General features: G+C 72.8%; 16 protein-coding genes and 2 pseudogenes. 17 read left to right on the top strand and 1 reads right to left on the bottom strand.

Going from position 1 to position 18,321, the window contains the following annotated elements; translation table 11 throughout:
• The first annotated feature begins 33 nt into the window (after positions 1-33).
• On the top strand, positions 34-1,347 hold the full coding sequence (locus tag ACFWMZ_RS00580) for an Nramp family divalent metal transporter (protein WP_383180087.1): 1,314 nt from the start codon (positions 34-36) through the stop codon (positions 1,345-1,347).
• 93 nt (positions 1,348-1,440) lie between these two features.
• Positions 1,441-1,701, top strand: a pseudogene (locus ACFWMZ_RS00575) (SAM-dependent methyltransferase); the annotation flags it as partial.
• An 84-nt stretch (positions 1,702-1,785) separates the two neighbouring features.
• Here ACFWMZ_RS00575 and ACFWMZ_RS00570 read toward each other — a convergent pair.
• Positions 1,786-2,856 carry a chitinase gene (locus ACFWMZ_RS00570; protein WP_383180093.1) on the bottom strand — a complete coding sequence of 357 codons (1,071 nt, stop codon included), beginning with the start codon at positions 2,854-2,856 and terminating at the stop codon, positions 1,786-1,788.
• A gap of 607 nt (positions 2,857-3,463) precedes the next feature.
• Between ACFWMZ_RS00570 and ACFWMZ_RS00565 the strand changes: the two genes are divergently transcribed.
• The 15 genes and pseudogenes from ACFWMZ_RS00565 to ACFWMZ_RS00495 all read left to right on the top strand — a co-directional run bounded on the left by ACFWMZ_RS00565 (position 3,464) and on the right by ACFWMZ_RS00495 (position 18,313).
• Positions 3,464-4,777, top strand: coding sequence for a hypothetical protein (locus ACFWMZ_RS00565; protein WP_383198937.1), 1,314 nt, complete (start codon positions 3,464-3,466; stop codon positions 4,775-4,777).
• Positions 4,774-5,481, top strand: a complete 708-nt coding sequence (gene cpaB / locus ACFWMZ_RS00560; protein ID WP_383198935.1) for a Flp pilus assembly protein CpaB — start codon at positions 4,774-4,776, stop codon at positions 5,479-5,481. Before ACFWMZ_RS00565 ends, cpaB begins: the two co-directional genes overlap by 4 nt.
• A 10-nt stretch (positions 5,482-5,491) precedes the next feature.
• A complete protein-coding gene (locus ACFWMZ_RS00555) occupies positions 5,492-7,075 on the top strand; it encodes a CpaE family protein (protein ID WP_383198933.1) in 1,584 nt (527 codons plus the stop codon).
• Between the two features lie 155 nt (positions 7,076-7,230).
• Positions 7,231-7,614, top strand: a complete 384-nt coding sequence (locus tag ACFWMZ_RS00550; RefSeq protein ID WP_383180214.1) for a TadE family protein — start codon at positions 7,231-7,233, stop codon at positions 7,612-7,614.
• Positions 7,615-7,747: 133 nt separating this feature from the next.
• Positions 7,748-9,097, top strand: coding sequence for a CpaF family protein (locus tag ACFWMZ_RS00545; protein ID WP_383198931.1), 1,350 nt, complete (start codon positions 7,748-7,750; stop codon positions 9,095-9,097).
• Complete coding sequence (locus ACFWMZ_RS00540) at positions 9,094-10,029, top strand: type II secretion system F family protein (RefSeq protein WP_383198929.1); 936 nt, start codon at positions 9,094-9,096, stop codon at positions 10,027-10,029. Before ACFWMZ_RS00545 ends, ACFWMZ_RS00540 begins: the two co-directional genes overlap by 4 nt.
• Positions 10,030-10,055: 26 nt before the next feature.
• Positions 10,056-10,985 carry a DUF5936 domain-containing protein gene (locus tag ACFWMZ_RS00535; protein WP_383199045.1) on the top strand — a complete coding sequence of 310 codons (930 nt, stop codon included), beginning with the start codon at positions 10,056-10,058 and terminating at the stop codon, positions 10,983-10,985.
• Between the two features lie 419 nt (positions 10,986-11,404).
• Entirely contained in the window at positions 11,405-12,889 is a 1,485-nt protein-coding gene (locus ACFWMZ_RS00530; protein WP_383199043.1) for a sensor histidine kinase, read from the top strand.
• An 80-nt stretch (positions 12,890-12,969) separates the two neighbouring features.
• Positions 12,970-13,815 carry a response regulator gene (locus tag ACFWMZ_RS00525; protein ID WP_383180111.1) on the top strand — a complete coding sequence of 282 codons (846 nt, stop codon included), beginning with the start codon at positions 12,970-12,972 and terminating at the stop codon, positions 13,813-13,815.
• Between the two features lie 129 nt (positions 13,816-13,944).
• A complete protein-coding gene (locus ACFWMZ_RS00520) occupies positions 13,945-14,184 on the top strand; it encodes a hypothetical protein (RefSeq protein WP_383198927.1) in 240 nt (79 codons plus the stop codon).
• 35 nt (positions 14,185-14,219) lie between these two features.
• Positions 14,220-14,792 carry a pilus assembly protein TadG-related protein gene (locus tag ACFWMZ_RS00515; RefSeq protein ID WP_383199041.1) on the top strand — a complete coding sequence of 191 codons (573 nt, stop codon included), beginning with the start codon at positions 14,220-14,222 and terminating at the stop codon, positions 14,790-14,792.
• Positions 14,792-15,403: a hypothetical protein gene (locus ACFWMZ_RS00510; RefSeq protein ID WP_383198926.1), complete on the top strand. Its 612-nt coding sequence runs from the start codon at positions 14,792-14,794 to the stop codon at positions 15,401-15,403. Before ACFWMZ_RS00515 ends, ACFWMZ_RS00510 begins: the two co-directional genes overlap by 1 nt.
• A 75-nt stretch (positions 15,404-15,478) precedes the next feature.
• Positions 15,479-16,084, top strand: a complete 606-nt coding sequence (locus ACFWMZ_RS00505) for an OmpA family protein (RefSeq protein ID WP_383198924.1) — start codon at positions 15,479-15,481, stop codon at positions 16,082-16,084.
• A 502-nt stretch (positions 16,085-16,586) separates the two neighbouring features.
• A pseudogene (locus ACFWMZ_RS00500) lies at positions 16,587-16,843 on the top strand (FAD-dependent monooxygenase); the annotation flags it as partial.
• 258 nt (positions 16,844-17,101) lie between these two features.
• On the top strand, positions 17,102-18,313 hold the full coding sequence (locus ACFWMZ_RS00495) for an MFS transporter (RefSeq protein ID WP_383198922.1): 1,212 nt from the start codon (positions 17,102-17,104) through the stop codon (positions 18,311-18,313).
• The last annotated feature ends 8 nt before the right edge of the window (positions 18,314-18,321 follow it).

Here is an 18,321-nt window from a genome sequence, read left to right as displayed (position 1 = left end):
CCCGGGCGCGACACCACAGCGGGGAGCAGGCAGATGACCGAGACGGACGGCGCGGCAGCCACACCACAGGCGGCGGACCCGGGGCCCCGCAAGTCGAGTTGGAAGTACATCGGCCCCGGCATCGTGGTCGCCGCAACCGGCGTCGGCGCGGGCGACCTGGTGGCGACGCTCATCGCGGGCAGCAAGTTCGGGTACACGCTGCTGTGGGCGGCGGTCATCGGCTGCCTGGTGAAGATCTCGCTGGCGGAGGCGACCGGCCGCTGGCACCTGGCCACCGGACGCACCATCTTCGAGGGCTGGCGCAGCCTCGGCCGGTGGACCACCTGGTACTTCGCCGTCTACATCGTGATCTGGGGCTTCGTCTACGGCGCCACCGCCATGTCCTCCTCGGCCCTGCCGATCGTGGCGCTCTTCCCCGACGGGCCGGGGCTGAAGGTGTGGGCCGTGATCACCGGCGTGCTCGGGCTGGTCTTCGTCTGGTTCAACCGGTACGCGGTCTTCGAGAAGGTCATGACCGCCATGATCGGCGTGATGTTCGTCGTGGTCGTCTACGTCGCCGTCCGGGTCGGGCCGAGCCTGCCGAAGAGCTTGGCGGGCCTGGTCCCGGCGCTGCCCGACGGCTCGCTCCTCTACACGCTCGGCATCGTCGGCGGTGTCGGCGGCACCATCACCATGGCCGCCTACGGCTACTGGGTGAACGCCAAGGGGTGGACCACCAGCGGCTGGATGAAGGTGATGCGCCTGGACAACCGGGTCGCGTACGTCACCACCGGCATCTTCGTCGTCGCCATGCTGATCATCGGCGCCGAGCTGCTGCACTCCACCAACCTCGTGCTGACCTCCGGCGACAAGGGCCTGGTCGACCTCGGTGACGTGCTGGAGCAGCGGTTCGGCTCCGCCACCGCCACCCTCTTCCTGGTCGGCTTCTTCGCCACCTCCTTCTCCTCCCTGATCGGCGTCTGGCACGGCGTCAGCCTGATGTTCGCCGACTTCGTGGAGCGGCTGCGCAAGGAGGCCGTCCGGGCCGACGCCGCCGAGGAGGGCGGCGCCGCCGAGGTCGCCAAGGGCGAGCGGGAGAAGTCCGTACCGTTCCGCGCGTACCTGCTGTGGCTGACCTTCCCGCCGATGGCGCTGCTCTTCCTCGACCAGCCGTTCGGCCTGGTCCTGGTCTACGGCGTACTCGGCGCCTTCTTCATGCCGTTCCTCGCCTTCACCCTCATGGCGCTCCTCAACTCCCGCCGCACGCCCGACGCGTGGCGCAACGGCTGGCTCAGCAACACCATGCTGGCCGCCGCGGGACTGCTCTTCGTGGTGCTCTGCGTCCAGCAGATCCGCGAGCTCTTCTGACCCCGGGGCGGGCAGCGGACCGGCCCGGGACGGGCCTCGGCGGAAACCGCCGGGAAACCGTCCCGGGCCTGCCCGTGAAAGGGCCCGGGACGGCTCGCCCCCGGCGGCCACCTGGTCCTCAACTGCTTCGCCGCGGGCGCCGAACACTCCGGTACATCCGCCTCCGACGCCGAGCTGTACCGGCACCCGGAGCGCCTGCGCGGCGGGCTCGGCTACACCGCTGACGCCCTGCGGTGGATCTTCTCCGGCCTGGAGGAGGTCGAGCTGTGCCGGATGAACGAGGAGCCCGAGGGCTCGCCGTACTTCGGCGTGCCGTTCCTGTGGAGCGCCCTCTTCCGCAGGCCCGCCGCCTGACCGGCCCGCGACGCACCGCAGCGCCGCCGGGGGAGCGGCGGCGCTGCGGGGGCGCGGGGAAGCGGCGCGACGCCGCCTCCCGGGTTACGGCAGGTCGTCGACGTGCGGGCCGACCGCGTTCGACCAGGCGTTGCCGCTGTCGGCGTCCCAGTTGGTCGACCAGGTCATGGCGCCGCGCAGCGACGGGTACGTCTTCTCCGGCTTGAACGTGCCGCAGTTGGTGCCCCGGGTCAGGCAGTCCAGGGCGTCGTTGACGACGGACGGCTCGACGTAGCCGCCGCCGGCCGCCTGGGGGGAGGCGGGGACGCCGATGCCGACCTGGGAGGCGTCGAGGCCGTTCTCCAGCTGGATGCAGGCGAGCGCGGTGAGGAAGTCGACCGTGCCCTGGGAGTAGACCTGGCCGTCGCAGCCGAGCATCGAACCGCTGTTGTAGTACTGCATGTTGACGACGGTCAGGAAGTCCTTCACGGCCAGCGCCGTCTTGAAGTACTCGTTGTCCGGCGACTGCATGTCGATGGTCTGCGGCGCCATGGTGAGGACCAGGCCGTCCCCGGCCTTCTCGTGGAGCTTGGTGAGGGCCTCGGTCATGTAGGTGGAGTTGAGGCCGTTCTCCAGGTCGATGTCGACGCCGTCGAAGCCGTACTCCTCCATCAGGGCGTACGTGCTGTCCGCGAACCGCTGCGCCGAGGCGCTGTCGCTGACCGCCACCGCGCCCTTCTCGCCGCCGACGGAGATGATGACCGACTTGCCGTCCGCCTGCTTGGCGGCGAGGTCGGCGCGGAACTGCTCGTCGGTGTAGCCGCCGAGCCCGGCCGAGTCGAGGGTGAAGGTGATCTCGCCCGGGTTGGCCGTGGCGTCGGCGAAGGAGACGGCGATGATGTCGTAGGCGTCCGGCACGTCGGCGAGGGTCTGCACGGTCGCGCCGTTGTTGAAGTTCTGCCAGTAGCCGGTGACCGCGTGCGCCGGTACGGCGGCCGGGGCGGCCTCGGCGGCCGGTGCGGGGGCGGCCTGGGCGGCGGTCGCGGGCCCGGTGAGGGCGAGCCCGGAGGCGCCGAGGACGGCCGCAGCGAGGGCCGCGGTGAGCCGGGCTCTGCGGTGGAGACCCGGCGTGGTGGGGCGCCGGCCGGGGTGGGCGAGGGGGAAGGTGCGTGCCACTGCTGCCTCCGGTGGGGGGAGTCACGGACGTGGGGGGACGCGCCGACAGGGCCCGCCTCCGGTGAGGGGCGGGGAGCCGGCGCACGGTGGCCACCGCGATGGGGACCAAACTGGTCCAGACCAATGAGGTTGTCAAGGGTTCTGACGGGGGTCGGGCGGTGGGTGGGCGAGACGGTCCCTTCGGGGGCCGGGCCACCCGGTGGGGTTCCCGGCCAACCGGTCAACTTCGGCGATTCTCCGTACGATTCCGGCCAAGTTGGCGGAACGGCGTCGGCGACCGCCCGGCGGCGTGATCCCGTCTGACCCGGACGAACCCGGTGGTGGCGCGAGGGGAGAACCCGTGCGCCGGGGCGCGTGTGACGGGGGAACCGCCGGGAATCCGTCCCCACGGCAGACGAACAACCCTTGACCGGACCGGAAGATGCCGAAGTACACACGCCAACACCGGTGTGCCAGGACAGTTTTGTGGCCATGATGAGGGGCGTCCGGCCGCAGCCGCCGGACGGCCGCACCGTCCCGGCGGACGTGGGCGGACGGACGGCGGGGGACCGCCGGGCAAGCACGGAGGCGGCCGGGTCGGCCGCCGAGGGGATCGGGGGTGTCCTGGATGCCGACCGCCGTCGCGGTCACCAGTCCTGAGCTGGTGCTGCCCTCACCCGACCGGCACACCCCGCCCGCCGCCATCCTCCAGTCCGCCGACCCCGGCCCGCGCGGCGGCGACCTCGACCGCACTCTCGCCGAGATCCACACCCTCGTCGAGCACCACGGCCACGTCCTCGTCGTCCACCCCGCCGCCGCCCCGCCCGCCCTCGTCCACCGGCTGCACGCCGCCCGCGCCGCCCTGGAGACCGACCGGCTCGCCCTGGTCGGCGTCGACCTGCCACCGCTCGGCACCGCCCTGCTCGCCCTCCAGCTGCGCCAGTTGTCGATCTGCGACTTCTCCCCGGGCGTCCTCGCCAGCGCCGCCCGGCTCCTCGCCCACTACCTGCACGCCGGTGCCGTCCTCGGCTCCGTCGCCCGCCTCGACCAGGTCCCCGTCAGCCTCAAGGCGCACGCCAAATCCTGGATGCCCGGCAGCCAGTTCGCGGTCGTCGCCCGCCCCGAACCCCAACTGGCCCGGCTCGGCGGCCACAAGGACCCCGAGCTGAAGGGCCCCGGCTTCCCGACCCGCCTGGTCGTCGCCGAGGGCGGACTCCCCGCCGAGCACGTCACCGGCGCCCTCGCCCGCGCCTGGCGGGTCCGCGAGGTCACCCACACCAAACTGCCCGCCGAGTCGGCCGACTGGTGGGGCACCGGCAAGCTCACCGAGTTCGCCGCCGCCATCCCCGACATCTCCGTCCTCTACCAGCTCGTCTCCTCCGTCCGCCGCGAGGAGTGCCACTGGTGCGGCCTCGAACTCATCGGCGACCGCTGCGCCTTCTGCGCCGCCCCGCTCCCGCCGCCCGGCGAACGCGGCCGCCGCCCCCTGCCCGCCGGCCGCCCCGCCCCCGGCCGTCTGCGCGGCCGCGAGCGCGCCCGCGCGCTCGACCGGCCGACCCCGCCACAGGCCGACCGCGCCCTGCCCGTCGCCCAGGACCCCCGCCTCGCCCCGGCCCGCCCCGTCGCCCAGCCACCCGGCCCCGCCACCCCGGCGGGCCCCACCGACGGCCCCGCCACCGGTGTCCACGCCCTGCGCCCCGCCCACCGCCCGGCCCCGGCCGGATGGGGACCCCCGCGGCCGCAGGGCGCCGACCCGCGCCACGGCGGGGCCGAGGCCGACGCGCAGGCGCACCAGGCCCCGTACGACGCGCAGCCGCCGTACGAGGACCAGGGCCCCGACCCGTACGCGGCCCAGGCCCCCCGCCCCGCCCAGGCGCCGCCGGAGGGCGCCGCCCACCCCCAGCCACCGTCGCCGCCCCGATCAAGGAATCCCCGCCCATGAACGCACGCCAGCGTCGAGGTGTTCTGCTGCTGCTCCTGTCGGTGCTCTGCGCCGTCGGAGCCTTCGCCGGAGTGCTCTCGGTCGTCCGGGACGTCAATGCCAAAGTCGGCCCGGAGGTCCCCGCCTACCGGCTGAAAACGGACGTCGCCCCCTACAAGGAGCTCTCCGCCGACCAGTTCGAGAAGGTGTCGATGCCCGAGCGGTGGCGCTCCGAGAACGCCGTCACCGACCTGCGCCAGATACGCGGCAAGATCGCCGTCACCACCCTGCGCCAGGGCTCGCTGCTCCAGACCGACATGATCGTCGCCCGCCCCGAGGTCCGGCCGGGGGAGCAGGAGATCGCCATCATGATCGACGCGGCGACCGGCGTCGCGGGCAAGATCACCCCCGGCTCCACCGTCAACATCTACGCCACCTTCGAGGGCGAGAGCGACGGCGAGAAGGACCAGTCGCGGATCATCGTGGAGAACGCCCGCGTCATCGACGTCGGCAAACTCACCGCCCTCGAACCCGACCAGGACGACCGGCGCCGCCAGCCCGTCGACGCCGTCCCGATCACCTTCGCCCTCGACGCCGCCGACGCCCAGCGCGTCGCCTACGCCGAGTCGTTCGCCGCCCACGTCCGCCTCGCCCTGGTCGGCCCGGGCAGCGACGAGGGCGTGCGGCGCGGCGACCGTACGTACACCCTCGACGAGGACAAGTGAGAGGCGGCCGATGACGCTACGGATCCTCCCCGCCGCCGGTGACCAGGACGCCGCCCGCGCCCTCGCCACCCTGCTCGCCCAACTCCCCGACGCCGAACCGGCCCAGGCCCTCCCCGACTCCACCGCGCTGCTCGACACCCTCGCCGCGCTCGCCGCCGAGTCCCTCGACGAGCTGCCCGAGGTCGTCCTCGTCCACGAACGGATGGGCCCGGCCCCCGCGCTCGACCTGATCCGCGAGGTCACCCGCCGCTTCCCGTCGGTCGGCGTCGTGCTGCTCACCACCGACACCGGCACCGCCGTCATCACCGCCGCCATGGACGCCGGCGCGCGCGGCATCGTCGCTCTCCCGATGAGCTACGAGGCGCTCGCCGAACGCGTCCAGGCCGCCGCCGTCTGGTCCCTCGACATGCGCCGCCACCTCGCCTCCGGCAGCGGCCGCGAACTCCTCGCGGCGGGCGGCGGGGGCCGCGTCGTCACCGTCTCCGGCGCCAAGGGCGGCGTCGGCACCACCCTCACCGCCGTCCAGCTCGCCCTCGCCGCCCAGGCCTCCGGCCGCTCCACCGCCCTGCTCGACCTCGACCTCCAGTCCGGCGACACCGCCTCCTATCTCGACGTGCAGTTCCGCCGCTCCGTCGCCGACCTCGCCGCCATCCGCGACATCACCCCGCGCGTCCTCGCCGACGTGGTCTTCACCCACGAGAGCGGCCTCGCCGTCATCCCCGCCCCCGCCGAGGGCGAACGCGGCGAGGACGTCACCGACCGCACCGCCCGCCAGGTCGTCACCGTCCTGCGCGGCCGCTACGACGTGGTGATCGTCGACTGCGGCACCCAGATGGCCGCGCCCAACGCCGCCGCCGTCGAACTCGCCGACGACGCCCTGCTCGTCCTCACCCCCGACGTGGTCGCCGTCCGCGCCGCCAAGCGCCAGATCCGCCTCTGGGAACGCCTCCAGATCCGCAAGGCCGAGGAGACCATCACCGTCGTCAACCGGTACGGCAAGGGCACCGAGATCCAGCCCGCCCTCGTCGCCCGCATCACCGGCACCCGCGTCGCCCGCACCACCGTCCCCGCCAACTTCCGCGAACTCCAGTCCGCCCTCGACGCCGGACGCGTCCAGGACCTCGACGCCAAGAGCACCGTCAAACAGGCCCTCTGGAGTCTCGCCGGCGAACTCGGCCTCGGCCCCAGCGCCTCCGAACGCCCCACCGGCCGCAGGCGCCGCGCCCACGGCGACCGGGGCGCCGTCACCCTGGAGTTCGCCGGGATCTTCCCCCTCGTCCTCGTCGTCCTCGCCCTGCTCTGGCAGTGCGCCCTGTACGGCTACACCTACAGCCTCGCCGGGAACGCCGCCGACGAGGGCGCCCGCGCCGCCACCGCCGCCCACGCCGCGGGCGAGTCCGGCCCCGCCGCCTGCCGCACCGCCGCCACCCGCCACCTCCCCTCCGCCTGGTCCGGCGCCGACATCACCTGCACCGACGCGGGCTCCGTCTGGCAGGCCACCGTCAAAGCCGACGTGCCGCTGTTCTTCCCGGGGGTCAACCCCGGGTGGAAGGTCAGCGGGCGGGCGGGGGCGGCGTACGAGGGGGAGCGGTGAGGCGGGCCGAAGCCCCGCGAGCCCGGGCTGCGCGGGGGCGGGCCCGAGAACATCGCCGAGGACTCCCCGGTCCCCGGGTGCTCCCCGCGCGTGCGGGGCTGCCTCCGGCTCCCGGCCCGAGCCGCGTACGGCGCCGCGCCAGCCCCGCAGGGCTGCTGGCCCAGCGCCTCCGGCCCGCCCGCCGAAGGCGCCCCGACGACCGAGGCGCCGCCATCCTCGAATTCGCCGGGTTCCTCCCGGTCCTCCTCCTCATCGGCCTCGCCGCCATCCAGCTCGGCCTCGTCGGCTACGCCGCCAACCAGGCCGGCTCCGCCGCGCGGGCCGCCGCGCGCGTCGCCTCCCAGGAGGACACCGGTGCCGGGGCCGCGGCCGGGCAGGCGGCCGTGGGCGCGGGGATGGACGTCAGCTTCAGCTGGGGCGGCGGCGACGGCACCACCAAGGCGACCGCCGCGGTCAAGGTCCCCACCCTGCTGCCGTTCGTCGGCACCGGCTGGACCGTGACCCGCTCGGCCACCATGCCCAACGACGACGACCGGTGACCCCGCCTCCCATGCCCCGGCCCAGCCCCTCCCCAGCCCCGGACGCCGCACCCGGCCGACCGGCCGGCGCCCGCGCCCTGGTCGCCCCCGCCGCCCCCGGCGGCCCGACCCCCGCCCGAGGAGGCGACACCGTATGAGCCTCAGGTCACGTATCACCGGCCCCGAGGAGCCGGGCGCCGCCCGGCCCGGGCGGGAGGACGGGCACCTGGTCGCGCTGTTCCGGGCCAAGCTGCTGGAGGAGATCGACCTCGCCGAGATGTCCTCGCTCGCCACCGCCGACCGGCGGGCCCGGCTGGAGCGCGTACTCGGCCACATCATCAGCCGCGAGGGACCGGTGCTCTCCGGCGCCGAGCGGACCCAGCTGATCCGCCGGGTGGTGGACGAGGCACTCGGACTCGGCGTCCTCGAACCGCTCCTCGAAGACCCCTCCATCACCGAGATCATGGTCAACGGACCGGATGCGATCTTCGTCGAACGGGCTGGCCGCGTCGAGCAGTTGCCCCTGCGGTTCGCCTCGCACGAGCAGCTGATGCAGACCATCGAACGCATCGTCTCCACCGTCAACCGCCGCGTGGACGAGTCCCACCCCATGGTCGACGCCCGGCTGCCCTCCGGCGAACGCGTCAACGTCATCATCCCGCCGCTCTCCCTGACCGGCGCCACCCTGACCATCCGCCGCTTCCCGCGCGCCTACACCCTCCCGGAGCTGATCCAGCTCGGCTCGCTCGACGAGCACCTGCTGATGCTGCTCTCCGCCTTCGTCCGGGCCCGCCTCAACGTCATCGTCTCCGGCGGCACCGGCAGCGGGAAGACCACCCTGCTCAACGCCCTCTCCGGCCTCATCCCCGGCCACGAGCGCATCATCACCATCGAGGACTCCGCCGAACTCCAGCTCCAGCAGGCCCACGTGGTCCGCCTCGAATCCCGCCCCGCCAACGTCGAGGGCAAGGGCCACATCACCATCCGCGACCTGGTCCGCAACTCCCTGCGGATGCGCCCCGACCGCATCATCGTCGGCGAGGTCCGCGGCGGCGAGACCCTCGACATGCTGCAGGCCATGTCCACCGGCCACGACGGCTCGCTCGCCACCGTCCACGCCAACAGCGCCGAGGACGCCCTGATGCGGCTCCAGACCCTCGGTTCCATGGCCGAGGTGCAGATCCCCTTCGAGGCGCTGCGCGACCAGATCAACTCCGCCGTCGACGTCGTCGTCCAGCTCAGCCGGGGCGCCGACGGCTCCCGCCACCTCGCCGAGATCGCCGTCCTCGTCTCGCACGGCCGCGAGCCCTTCCGCATCGCCACCGTCTCCCGCCACCACCCCGGCCCGCCGGGACCCGACCGGGTGGCCCCCGGCTGGTTCGAGCACCTGCCGCTGCCCCGGCCCGTCGCCGACCGCCTCCACCTCGCCGGAGAAGGCGTACCGCCCGCCTTCGGCGTCACCGACACCGCCGACCCCGCCCACATCCGAGAGGCGCTGTCATGACCGACCCCACCCGCCTCGCCCTCGGAGCCTCCCTGCTCTGCCTGGTGCTCGCCGTGGCAGGCGTCCACGTGTACGCCTCCGGGCGCGCCCAGCGCCAGGCCCTCGTCGACCGGCTCTCCGCCACCGCCGCACCCCCCGGCGGGCGGGGCCGCCGCTTCACCGCCCTGGACCGCCGGGTCCGCCGCACCCGCCTCGGCCGCGACCTCTCGCTCCGCCTCTCCGCCACCGGCCTGGACGTCACCGTCGGCGAATTCGTCGTCTACGCCCTGACCGCCACCGCCGCCCTCTGGCTCATCGCCTCCGCCGCGCTCGCCCCCTTCTTCGGGCCGATCGCCGCCCTGGCCGCCGCCTGGGGCGCCGTCGTCTTCCTCAACTGGCAGCGCCAGAAGCGCATCGAGGCCTTCATCAACCAACTCCCCGATGTGGCCCGCCTCCTCGCCAACGCCACCGCCGCCGGACTCGCCCTGCGCACCGCGCTGGCCATGGCCGCCGAGGAGCTCGAAGCCCCGGCGGGCGAGGAACTCTCCCGCGTCGCCGACCAGCTCAGCCTCGGCCGCTCCGTCGACGCCGCCCTCGGCGAACTCGCCGAACGGCTCCCCTCCCGCGAACTCGTGGTCCTCGTCACCACCCTGGTCCTCTCCAACCAGGCGGGCGGCACCGTCGTCTCCTCGCTGCGCAACCTCACCGCCACCCTGGAGGAGCGCAAGGAGACCCGCCGCGAGGTCCGCACCATGCTCTCCGAGGTCCACGCCACCGCCCTGACCGTGCCCGCCCTCGGCCTCGGCTCCCTGCTGCTCATCAACTCCCAGAACGAGGGCGCCCTCGCCCGCGTCACCGGCTCCACCCTCGGCCAGATCCTCATCCTCATCGCCCTGGGCCTGTACGCCGTCGGCTTCCTCGTCATCCGCCGCCTCGGAAAGATCGAGGTCTGACCGTGCCGACCCCACCGCCGTACGCCATCGGTCAGCTCGCCGCCGGCCTGACCCTCCAGTCCCCGCTGCTCGCCCTCGGTATCGCCGTCCTCGCCGCCCTCGCGGTCGGCGCCGCGCTGGCCGCTCTGCGCCTGCTGCGCGGCGAGGCGAAACTCCCCGACGACCTCGCCGTCGCCCTGGAGTCCGGCGCCGCCCGCGTCTCCACCGCCGAGTCCGCCGTCGACCGGCTCGGGATCCGCTTCGCCCCGCTCGTCCTCAAGCTGATGGGCCCGCGCCGCGTCGACGCCAAACGCCGCCGCATCGACATGGCCGGAAACCCCGGCGGCCTCACCCTCGACCGGTACGCCGCCCGCCGCGCCGTCTACGGCGTCTTCGGCCTCGTCCTCGGCCTGGTCTTCCTCACCAACGACTCGCTCCTCTTCGCCCTGCTGACCTTCGCCTTCGGCCTCACCGCCGCCGACGCCCTGATCTGGCAGGCGGTCCGCGACCGCCGCGAGGTCATCGACCGCACCCTCCCCGACTTCCTCGACGTCCTCGCCGTCGTCGTCAGCTCCGGCCTCGGCTTCCGCCAGGCCCTGGACCGCGTCGCCGAGCGGTACGAAGGCCCCTGGGCCGACGAACTCCGCATCACCCTGCGCCAGATGGACATGGGCGTCTCCCGCCGCCAGGCCTTCGACGAGCTGCGCCGCCGCAACTCCTCCGAACAGGTCGCCCAGTTCGTCTCCGCCCTCCAGCAGGGCGAGGAGCTCGGCTCGCCCATCGCCGACACCCTCATCCAGATCGCCACCGACATGCGCCGCACCGACGCCCAGAACTCCCGCCGCCGCGCCGCCAAGACCATCCCCAAGGCCACCATGGTGACCCTCGTCTTCCTCCTCCCCGCCACGATGATCCTCATCGCCGCCGGCATGTTCCTCGGCTCAGGCTCCGACCTGGGCTCGATCCTCGGCGGATGAACGCCGAACGGGAGCCCGGGGACGGCCACGAGGCCGGCCGGGGGCGTACAGGGCCGGGCGCGCCGGGGGACGCCCACCGGACGACGGGCGAGGCCGACGCGGGTCGGGGAGCTGGGCCGCGTCCGGACGGGACACCGCCCGGGGGCGGCGGGGAGGCCGCGGGGGAGCGCACGGCGCCCGAGGGCCGGGCGGCACCGAGCCGGGTGCCGACCGGCCCCGGCGCGGCCATACCCGGAAAGCGCACGAAGCCGCCGGGCGAGGCGGAAGCGGACCGAGCCCACGCGTCCGCTCCGGCGAGGCCGGCCTGCACCTCCGCACCCGCACCCGCATCCGCATCCGGGCCCGGGGCACGTACGGAACCTGGGCGCGGGACAGGTGCCGGCCGGGCCGCACGGCAGACCCCCGGCGCCCCACCGACCCTGTACGCGGGCCACGAAACCCACCCCGGCCCCGCCACATCGGCCCTCGCCGACGACGTCCCCGCCCCCAGCCCCCGCGTCCAGCTCAACGCCCTCCAGGCCCTCTGCCGCCAGGTCTTCGGCGTCCGCCTCGCCCTGATCGCCCTCGGCGCCCCCTTCGCCCTGCAGAACGCCGCCGACGGGGCCGCCCGCTACCTCGTCCTCGCCGCCGCCGTCACCGGCTTCATGGCCTCCTACGCGATGCTCCGCGACTGGGAGCGGTTCGGCCCGCTCGTCCTGCGCCACCCCGCCCTGCTCGGCCTCGACCTGCTCATCGGCGCCGTCCTCCTCCTCACCGCCTCACCCGCCTCCCCGCTCGGCTACGCCGCCGCCTGCACCCCGCTCCTCGCCGGACTCCTCTACGGCTGGCGCGGCGCCGGCGTCCTCACCGGCTGCCAGCTCGTCGTCCTCCTCGTCGCCCACCGCGCCTGGGCCGACACCCTCACCAGCGGCGCCAGCACCCTCCTCGTCGCCGGGTTCTGCGTCGCCGCCGGGATCACCGGCGTGACCCTGCGCAACCTCATGTTCCGCTTCGGCGCCGCCACCGCCGCCCTCGCCGAGGCCAACGCCCGCCTCGCCGTGGCGGGCGCCGTCGAGGCCGAACGCGCCCGCCTCGCCCGCGACCTCCACGACTCCCTCGCCAAGACCCTGCACGGCCTCGCCCTCACCGCCGACGCCCTCGCCGAGGGCACCGGCCACCTCCCGCCCGACACCCTCCGCCACCGCGCCACCCAGGTCGCCGACGCCGCCCGCCGCGCCGCCGCCGACTCCCGCGACCTGCTGTCCGGGCTGCGCCACGACGAGGCCGACCCCACCGACCCGGCCGACCTCACGGAGACCCTGCGTACGGGTCTGCCGGCCGGCACGCCCCTCACCGCCGCCTCGCCCGTGCCGCCCGTACCCCACGCCGTCGCACAGCACCTGCTGACCATCGCCGCGGAAGCCGTGGAGAACGCCACCCGCCACACCACCGGCACCCCCTGGGTCACCGTCACCACCGCCGGCCCCTGGCTCCGCCTCACGATCACCGACGACGGCCCCGGCCTCCCCGCGGGCCTGACCCTCCGATCGGCCGCCGCCTCCGGCCACTTCGGCCTCGTCGGCATGGGGGAGCGCGCCACCGCGATCGGCGGCCGACTGCGGGTGGGGCCCGCTCGGCCCCCCGCCGACACCGGCGGGCCGTGCCCGGGCCCGGGCACGGAGGTACGGGTCGATCTGCCGCTGGCCGTACTGGACGTGCCGCCGCTCGCGGCGCGGGACGGGGAACCCCCTGCGGGAGGCGGAGAACGCACCACGGGAGACGGGAAGCGCGCCACGGGAGACAGGGAGCCCTCCACGCCCCCGGCCCCACGCCGCGCACCGGCCCCATCCGCACCGGGAACGCCGCCCTCCGCCCGAGGAGAACATCTATCCGGCCAAAACCCACCCGCGAGGCCCCCGGACTGAGGACACTCTTAACGCGAGCCCCACACCCGGGCGCCCGCACCGACGGCGTACCACCGACCCCGCCCCGAGAGGAGGCCACCATGCCGGACGCACCCCACTCCGAGGCACACGGCCGAACCGCCGCCCCCGAACTCCGCACCACCCGCACCCGCCTCGACCCGCGCACGGCCCCTCTCCGCCCGCCCCACGCCCCCGCACCGGGGCGCACCCTGCGGGTCGTCGTCGCCGACGACAACCAGGTCGTCCGCGCCGGGCTCACCGCCCTCCTCGGCGCCCGCCCCGGCATCCGCGTCGTCGCCGAGGCCGGCGACGGCCACCGCGCCCTCGCCGCCACCCGCCACCACCGCCCCGACGTGGTCCTCCTCGACGTCCGCATGCCCGGCGTCGACGGCCTCGCCGCCCTGCCCCACCTGGTCCGCCTCGCCCCCGTCCTGATGCTGACCTACAGCCGCGAACGCGACACCGTCCAGCGGGCGCTGGGCCTCGGCGCCGTCGGCTACCTCGTCCACGGCGAGTTCACCGCCGACCAACTGGCCCGCGCCGTACGGGACGCCCACGAGGGGCACGCGCACCTCACGCCGTCCGCCAGGAGCGCCCTCCTCGCCCACCTTGTCGCACCGGCCGCGCCCCACGGGCCACCCGTCTCGAATCCGCCAACCTCCGGCGCGACCCCTTCGCGACTGCAATCCGCTGTGGGAGAGTCGAACCGGGCTGCGCACGGGTTGAGTTCACGGGAGGTCGAGGTCATGGAGCTGATCGCCTCGGGGATGAGCAACCAGCAGATAGCGGCGACCTGCTTCATCAGTGAGAAGACGGTCAAGAACCACATCAACCGCATCTTCGCCAAGCTCCACGCCCCCAACCGCAGCGCCGCCATAGCCACCTGGCTGGGCACCACCCCGTCCCCCCGGACGGCCCCCCGATGACCCGCCCCACCCCGGACCCCCCGCGCCACCAGCGCACCTGGGCCCCGCTCTGGGCCCCCGGACCCTCCTCAACCACCCACACCGCCCCATACCGTCCCCACACCACCCCCGACCAAGGAGGCCCCCACCATGAGGAACTCAACCTTGCGGGCAGCCATGGCCCTGCACCGAGCCGCCCAGACCTGCACCACCCACCTCACGACCCGAGCCACCGACAGGGCGAGCCGGGACCGGGGGGCGGGGTTCGTGGAGTATGCGGGGTTGATGATTTTGATTGCGGGGATTTTCGTCCTGATCGACGGTTTGGCATTGGACAACGTCATTTCGAAGGCGATCGGCGATGCGGTGCAGGACGTAGTGGGCGGGTAAAGAAGAACAGCCCCAGATCGGATTCGGGGCAGGCCCTGCCTCTTTTTATCTGGGTTACCGGTTTCCTCCTCTTCGTCTCCTTCGCATTCTTTGCTTTCGCGCAGGCAGCAGTGGCGCGAAACGGTGCTCAGTCCGCCGCTGATGCTGCAGCCCTTGCCGCTAGTCAGGATGCGCGTGATGAGCTGGTTGACAGGCTTTTGCTTTCTGCGGTGGAGGGAGACGAGGACTGGACTGATTGGCTCGAAGTCGATCACCTAGTTGGGGAAACTGCAGAGGCTGCTGCTGCGCGCCTAGCTGCGGCTAACGATGCCCAGGTTACTTCTTTTCTCGGCACAGTGGTGGACGGGAAGGATGGGTACGCAGTGAGAACTCGTTCGCTGGATCCAGTAGGCGATTCGGTGCTGCCCATGACGAATGGTTCGTATGCCAATGCCGAGGCCACGGCTGTGATCGAGCCTCTTTGCCAGCCAAGCCCTGAAGGCGATCTGGAAACTCGCATTTCTTTCTCGTGCGAGGACGGAACTCACGTGGATGTCGATATTGGCGACTTCGGAATTGACGACCTCCCTGATCCTTCGACGCTCTTCTCTGTCTATCTCGCGAACTGATGATTATTTCTGCAGGAAGGCTTGGTGCGAACATGCCACGGTTGCGCAAAAATAAAAAGAAAACGCTTATCCTCGCGGCTATGGCGCTAAGTTCCACCGTTGTGATTTCAGGGTGCAGTGCCGATGAGGAGGGGAGTGGTGACAAAACTCCCACCGCGAGCGTCTCCCGCGATGGCAAGGAGGAGGGGCAGAAGGGCAGTCAGGCCCCTCCGGAGGCCGAAGAGAATCTGGCTGAGGTGACGAGTTCAAGCGTCACTCTCACCGTGACTTCGGCCCAGCGTGACTCTGCCGGATTCCTCACCGTTTCAGGTACGGTGAGGAATGACACGGATGGGTTGTGGACAGGTGGTGATTGGCTAGGGGATGAACGAGAACTGCGTCGCAATGGAGGTTCTGTTGCAGGTGCAAGTTTGATCGATAAAAGCGCCAAGAAGAAGTATCTGGTGCTGCGCGATACGGGAGGGCGCTGCTTGTGCACCAAGTTCGAGGGAGGGGTGAAATCCGGCGATTCTGCCGAGTGGTTTGCGCAATTTCCGGCCCCTCCGGGTGAAGTGGCGGAGGTTGATTTCCAGGTTGGGAATATGCCTCCCGCTTCAATTAAACTTTCGTAGGGGTGAACTGTGTCAACGCGACTTCGTCTCCACCGCCTCAGGGCGTCGTCGGCAGCCGTTGCGCTGTCCTGTTCTTTGGTCCTGTTCAGTCAGACCGCCCACGCCGACGATGACGACCCCGTGGCCCCGCCCGGCAGTACCACCAGTTCCCCGCCCCCCAAGATCTCCGAGGACAGCGCCGGTCTGAAGCTGGCCGACGGGGCGCGGCTCGCGCCGCCGAAGGTGTTGGACATCAAGTCGGTCGTGGAGGACCTGGGGGGCGAGGAGCGCCGCGAGGACACCAACACGGACGTGAAGTTCGCGCTCCAGGCCGAGGTCCTCTTCGGCAAGGACAGCGCCAAGCTGAACCCGGAGGCCCGGGGCCGCATCCAGGCGATCGCCGAGGAGGCGCAGGCCCAGCAGGCCAACAAGGTCCGGGTGTTCGGCTTCACCGACGACCTCGGCTCGTACGAGCACGGCAAGAAGCTGTCGAAGAACCGCGCCGACGCCGTCCACGAGGAACTGGTGAAGACCCTCGGCCCGGACGTCACCTACGAGGTCCGCGGATACAGCGAGGACTACCCGATCGCCGACAACTCCACCGAAGCCGGCCGGATGAAGAACCGCCGCGTCGAGGTGTCGTTCCCCCGTGGTGCGGCTGCTCCGCAGACGGGGGAGTCGGGCGATCCGGCGGTGAGCTGACCGGCCCGCGGCACCGGAGCGTCCGGGCCGGCGACCGGAGGGCCCTGATCCCGGTGAGGATGAGGTCGGCCCCGGCGAGGAATTCCGCCCGGTCGTCGTGCGCGCGCAGCTGCCCGGCGACGCCCCGGGTGAACGCGTACTGGTCGGGTTCGAGTTCCGCCCAGGAGCTCGCCACCGCGCCGAGGAACGCGGTCCGGTCCGTGCCGGGCGGGACCGACCAGCTGTTGGCGGCGTTCTGGCCCGCCGCCCCGAGGATGTAGCGCATCAGCGCGGACGCCGCGGTGAACCGCGCGGCCTCCGGCACCTCCAGCGCCCGTAGCCGCCGTCCGATGTGCTCGAAGACCCGCAGCAACGGCGAGTGGCGCGTGGTGAAACTGAGCTGTGGGCCGACCCACGGATGGGCGTCGAGCGCGTCGAGCGCGTCGAGCACGCCGAGCGCGAGGGTGCGGATCGGCTCCTCCGGCGTCGCCTCAGGGGTGGCCGCGGCGACGGCGGGGACGATGACGGCGCCTGGTCGCGCGTCCGCCACATCCGCCCCTTGGTGTCCGTGGCGAAGCCTCGGTATGTCGGCACGGTGCCCGTCGAGACGTACCTGTACGGGCATGGGGCGACAGCATCGACTTCACCGACGGGCCCGCGGCCGTGCGGCGGGTCGCCGAGGAGTTTTAGGGCTGGGTGCCGGAGCTGACCGCGTTCCTCACCGACGGCGAGGCCGCCCCGGTCCCGCGGATCCTGCACACCCTGCCGGACGAGCGGCGGGGCCGGAAGGAGGCCAGCCGATTCGGTGAGGTGCCGGAGGTGCGGGGCGGGGGAGGTAGGGACCGGGGTCATCGGAGAACGGCGAGCATGCCTGTCGCGGCGGCGAGCGAGGCCTCGCCCCTAGCCGATAACCCGCGCTTGCAATCATCCCGCGTCTGCAATTAGTGTGGGCGCTCGTAAGGCGCTGCAAGCAATTACCCGTCCTATCGGGCCAAGCTACCCGAGCGGCGCTTCCCCCCTCCCAGGAAAGGCACTCCCATGCCTCTAGCTCTCCTGGCCCTGGCCATCGGCGCCTTCGGGATCGGTACCACCGAGTTCGTGATCATGGGCCTGCTCCCCGAGGTCGCCGCGGAGTTCGGTGTCACCGTGCCGACGGCCGGGCTGCTGGTCACCGGCTACGCGCTCGGTGTCGTCGCGGGCGCGCCGATCATGACGCTGCTCGGGACCAAGGTGTCCCGCAAGCACATGCTGATGCTGCTGATGGGCCTGTTCATCGCGGGCAACCTGCTCTCCGCCGCGGCCCCCGTCTTCGGCGTGATGCTCACCGGGCGCATCGTCGCCTCGCTCGCCCACGGCGCCTTCTTCGGCATCGGCTCGGTCGTCGCCGCCGACCTGGTCGCGCCGCAGAAGCGGGCCGGGGCCATCGCGCTGATGTTCACCGGGCTGACCGTCGCCAACGTGGTCGGCGTTCCGCTCGGCACGTTCATCGGACAGAGCGCAGGGTGGCGGACCACGTTCGTCGTGGTCGCCGGTCTCGGCGTCGTCGGCCTGCTCGGGGTGGCCCGGCTCGTCCCGGCCATGCCGAAGCCCGAGGGCGTACGGCTGCGGCACGAGCTGGCGGCGTTCAAGAACGCGCAGGTCCTGCTGGCCATGGCGATGACCGTGCTCGGCTTCGGCGGGGTCTTCGCCGCCGTCACCTACATCGCGCCGATGATGACCGAGGTCGCGGGATTCGCCGACTCCTCCGTGACCTGGCTGCTGGTCCTCTTCGGACTCGGCATGGTCGCGGGCAACCTCGTCGGCGGCCGGTTCGCCGACCGCGCGCTGATGCCGATGCTCTACGCGTCACTCGGCGGGCTGACCCTGACCCTCGCCCTGTTCACCGTCACCGCCCACCACAAGGTCGCCGCCGCGATCACCCTCGCCCTCATCGGCGCTCTCGGCTTCGCCACCGTGCCGCCGCTCCAGAAGCGGGTCCTCGACCACGCCCACGGCGCGCCCACGCTGGCCTCCGCCGTCAACATCGGCGCCTTCAACCTGGGCAACGCCCTCTCCGCCTGGCTCGGCGGCCTCGTCATCGCGGCCGGCCTCGGCTACACCGCCCCGAACTGGGTGGGCGCCCTGCTCGCCGGTTCCGCCCTGCTCCTGGCGTTCCTCTCGGCCGCCCTCCAGCGCCGCGAGGACACCCGGGAAGCGGGAAAGCCCAAGCATGCCTCGGCCCCGGTGGCCCCCGAGCCCGTACACCACTGACCCACCCT

This window comes from Streptomyces sp. NPDC058373, assembly GCF_042723275.1.
In the GTDB taxonomy this organism is placed as follows: Bacteria; Actinomycetota; Actinomycetes; order Streptomycetales; family Streptomycetaceae; genus Streptomyces.
The sequence above is the reverse complement of the archived record's forward strand: the minus strand, read 5'-3'. Positions and strand labels throughout refer to the sequence as shown.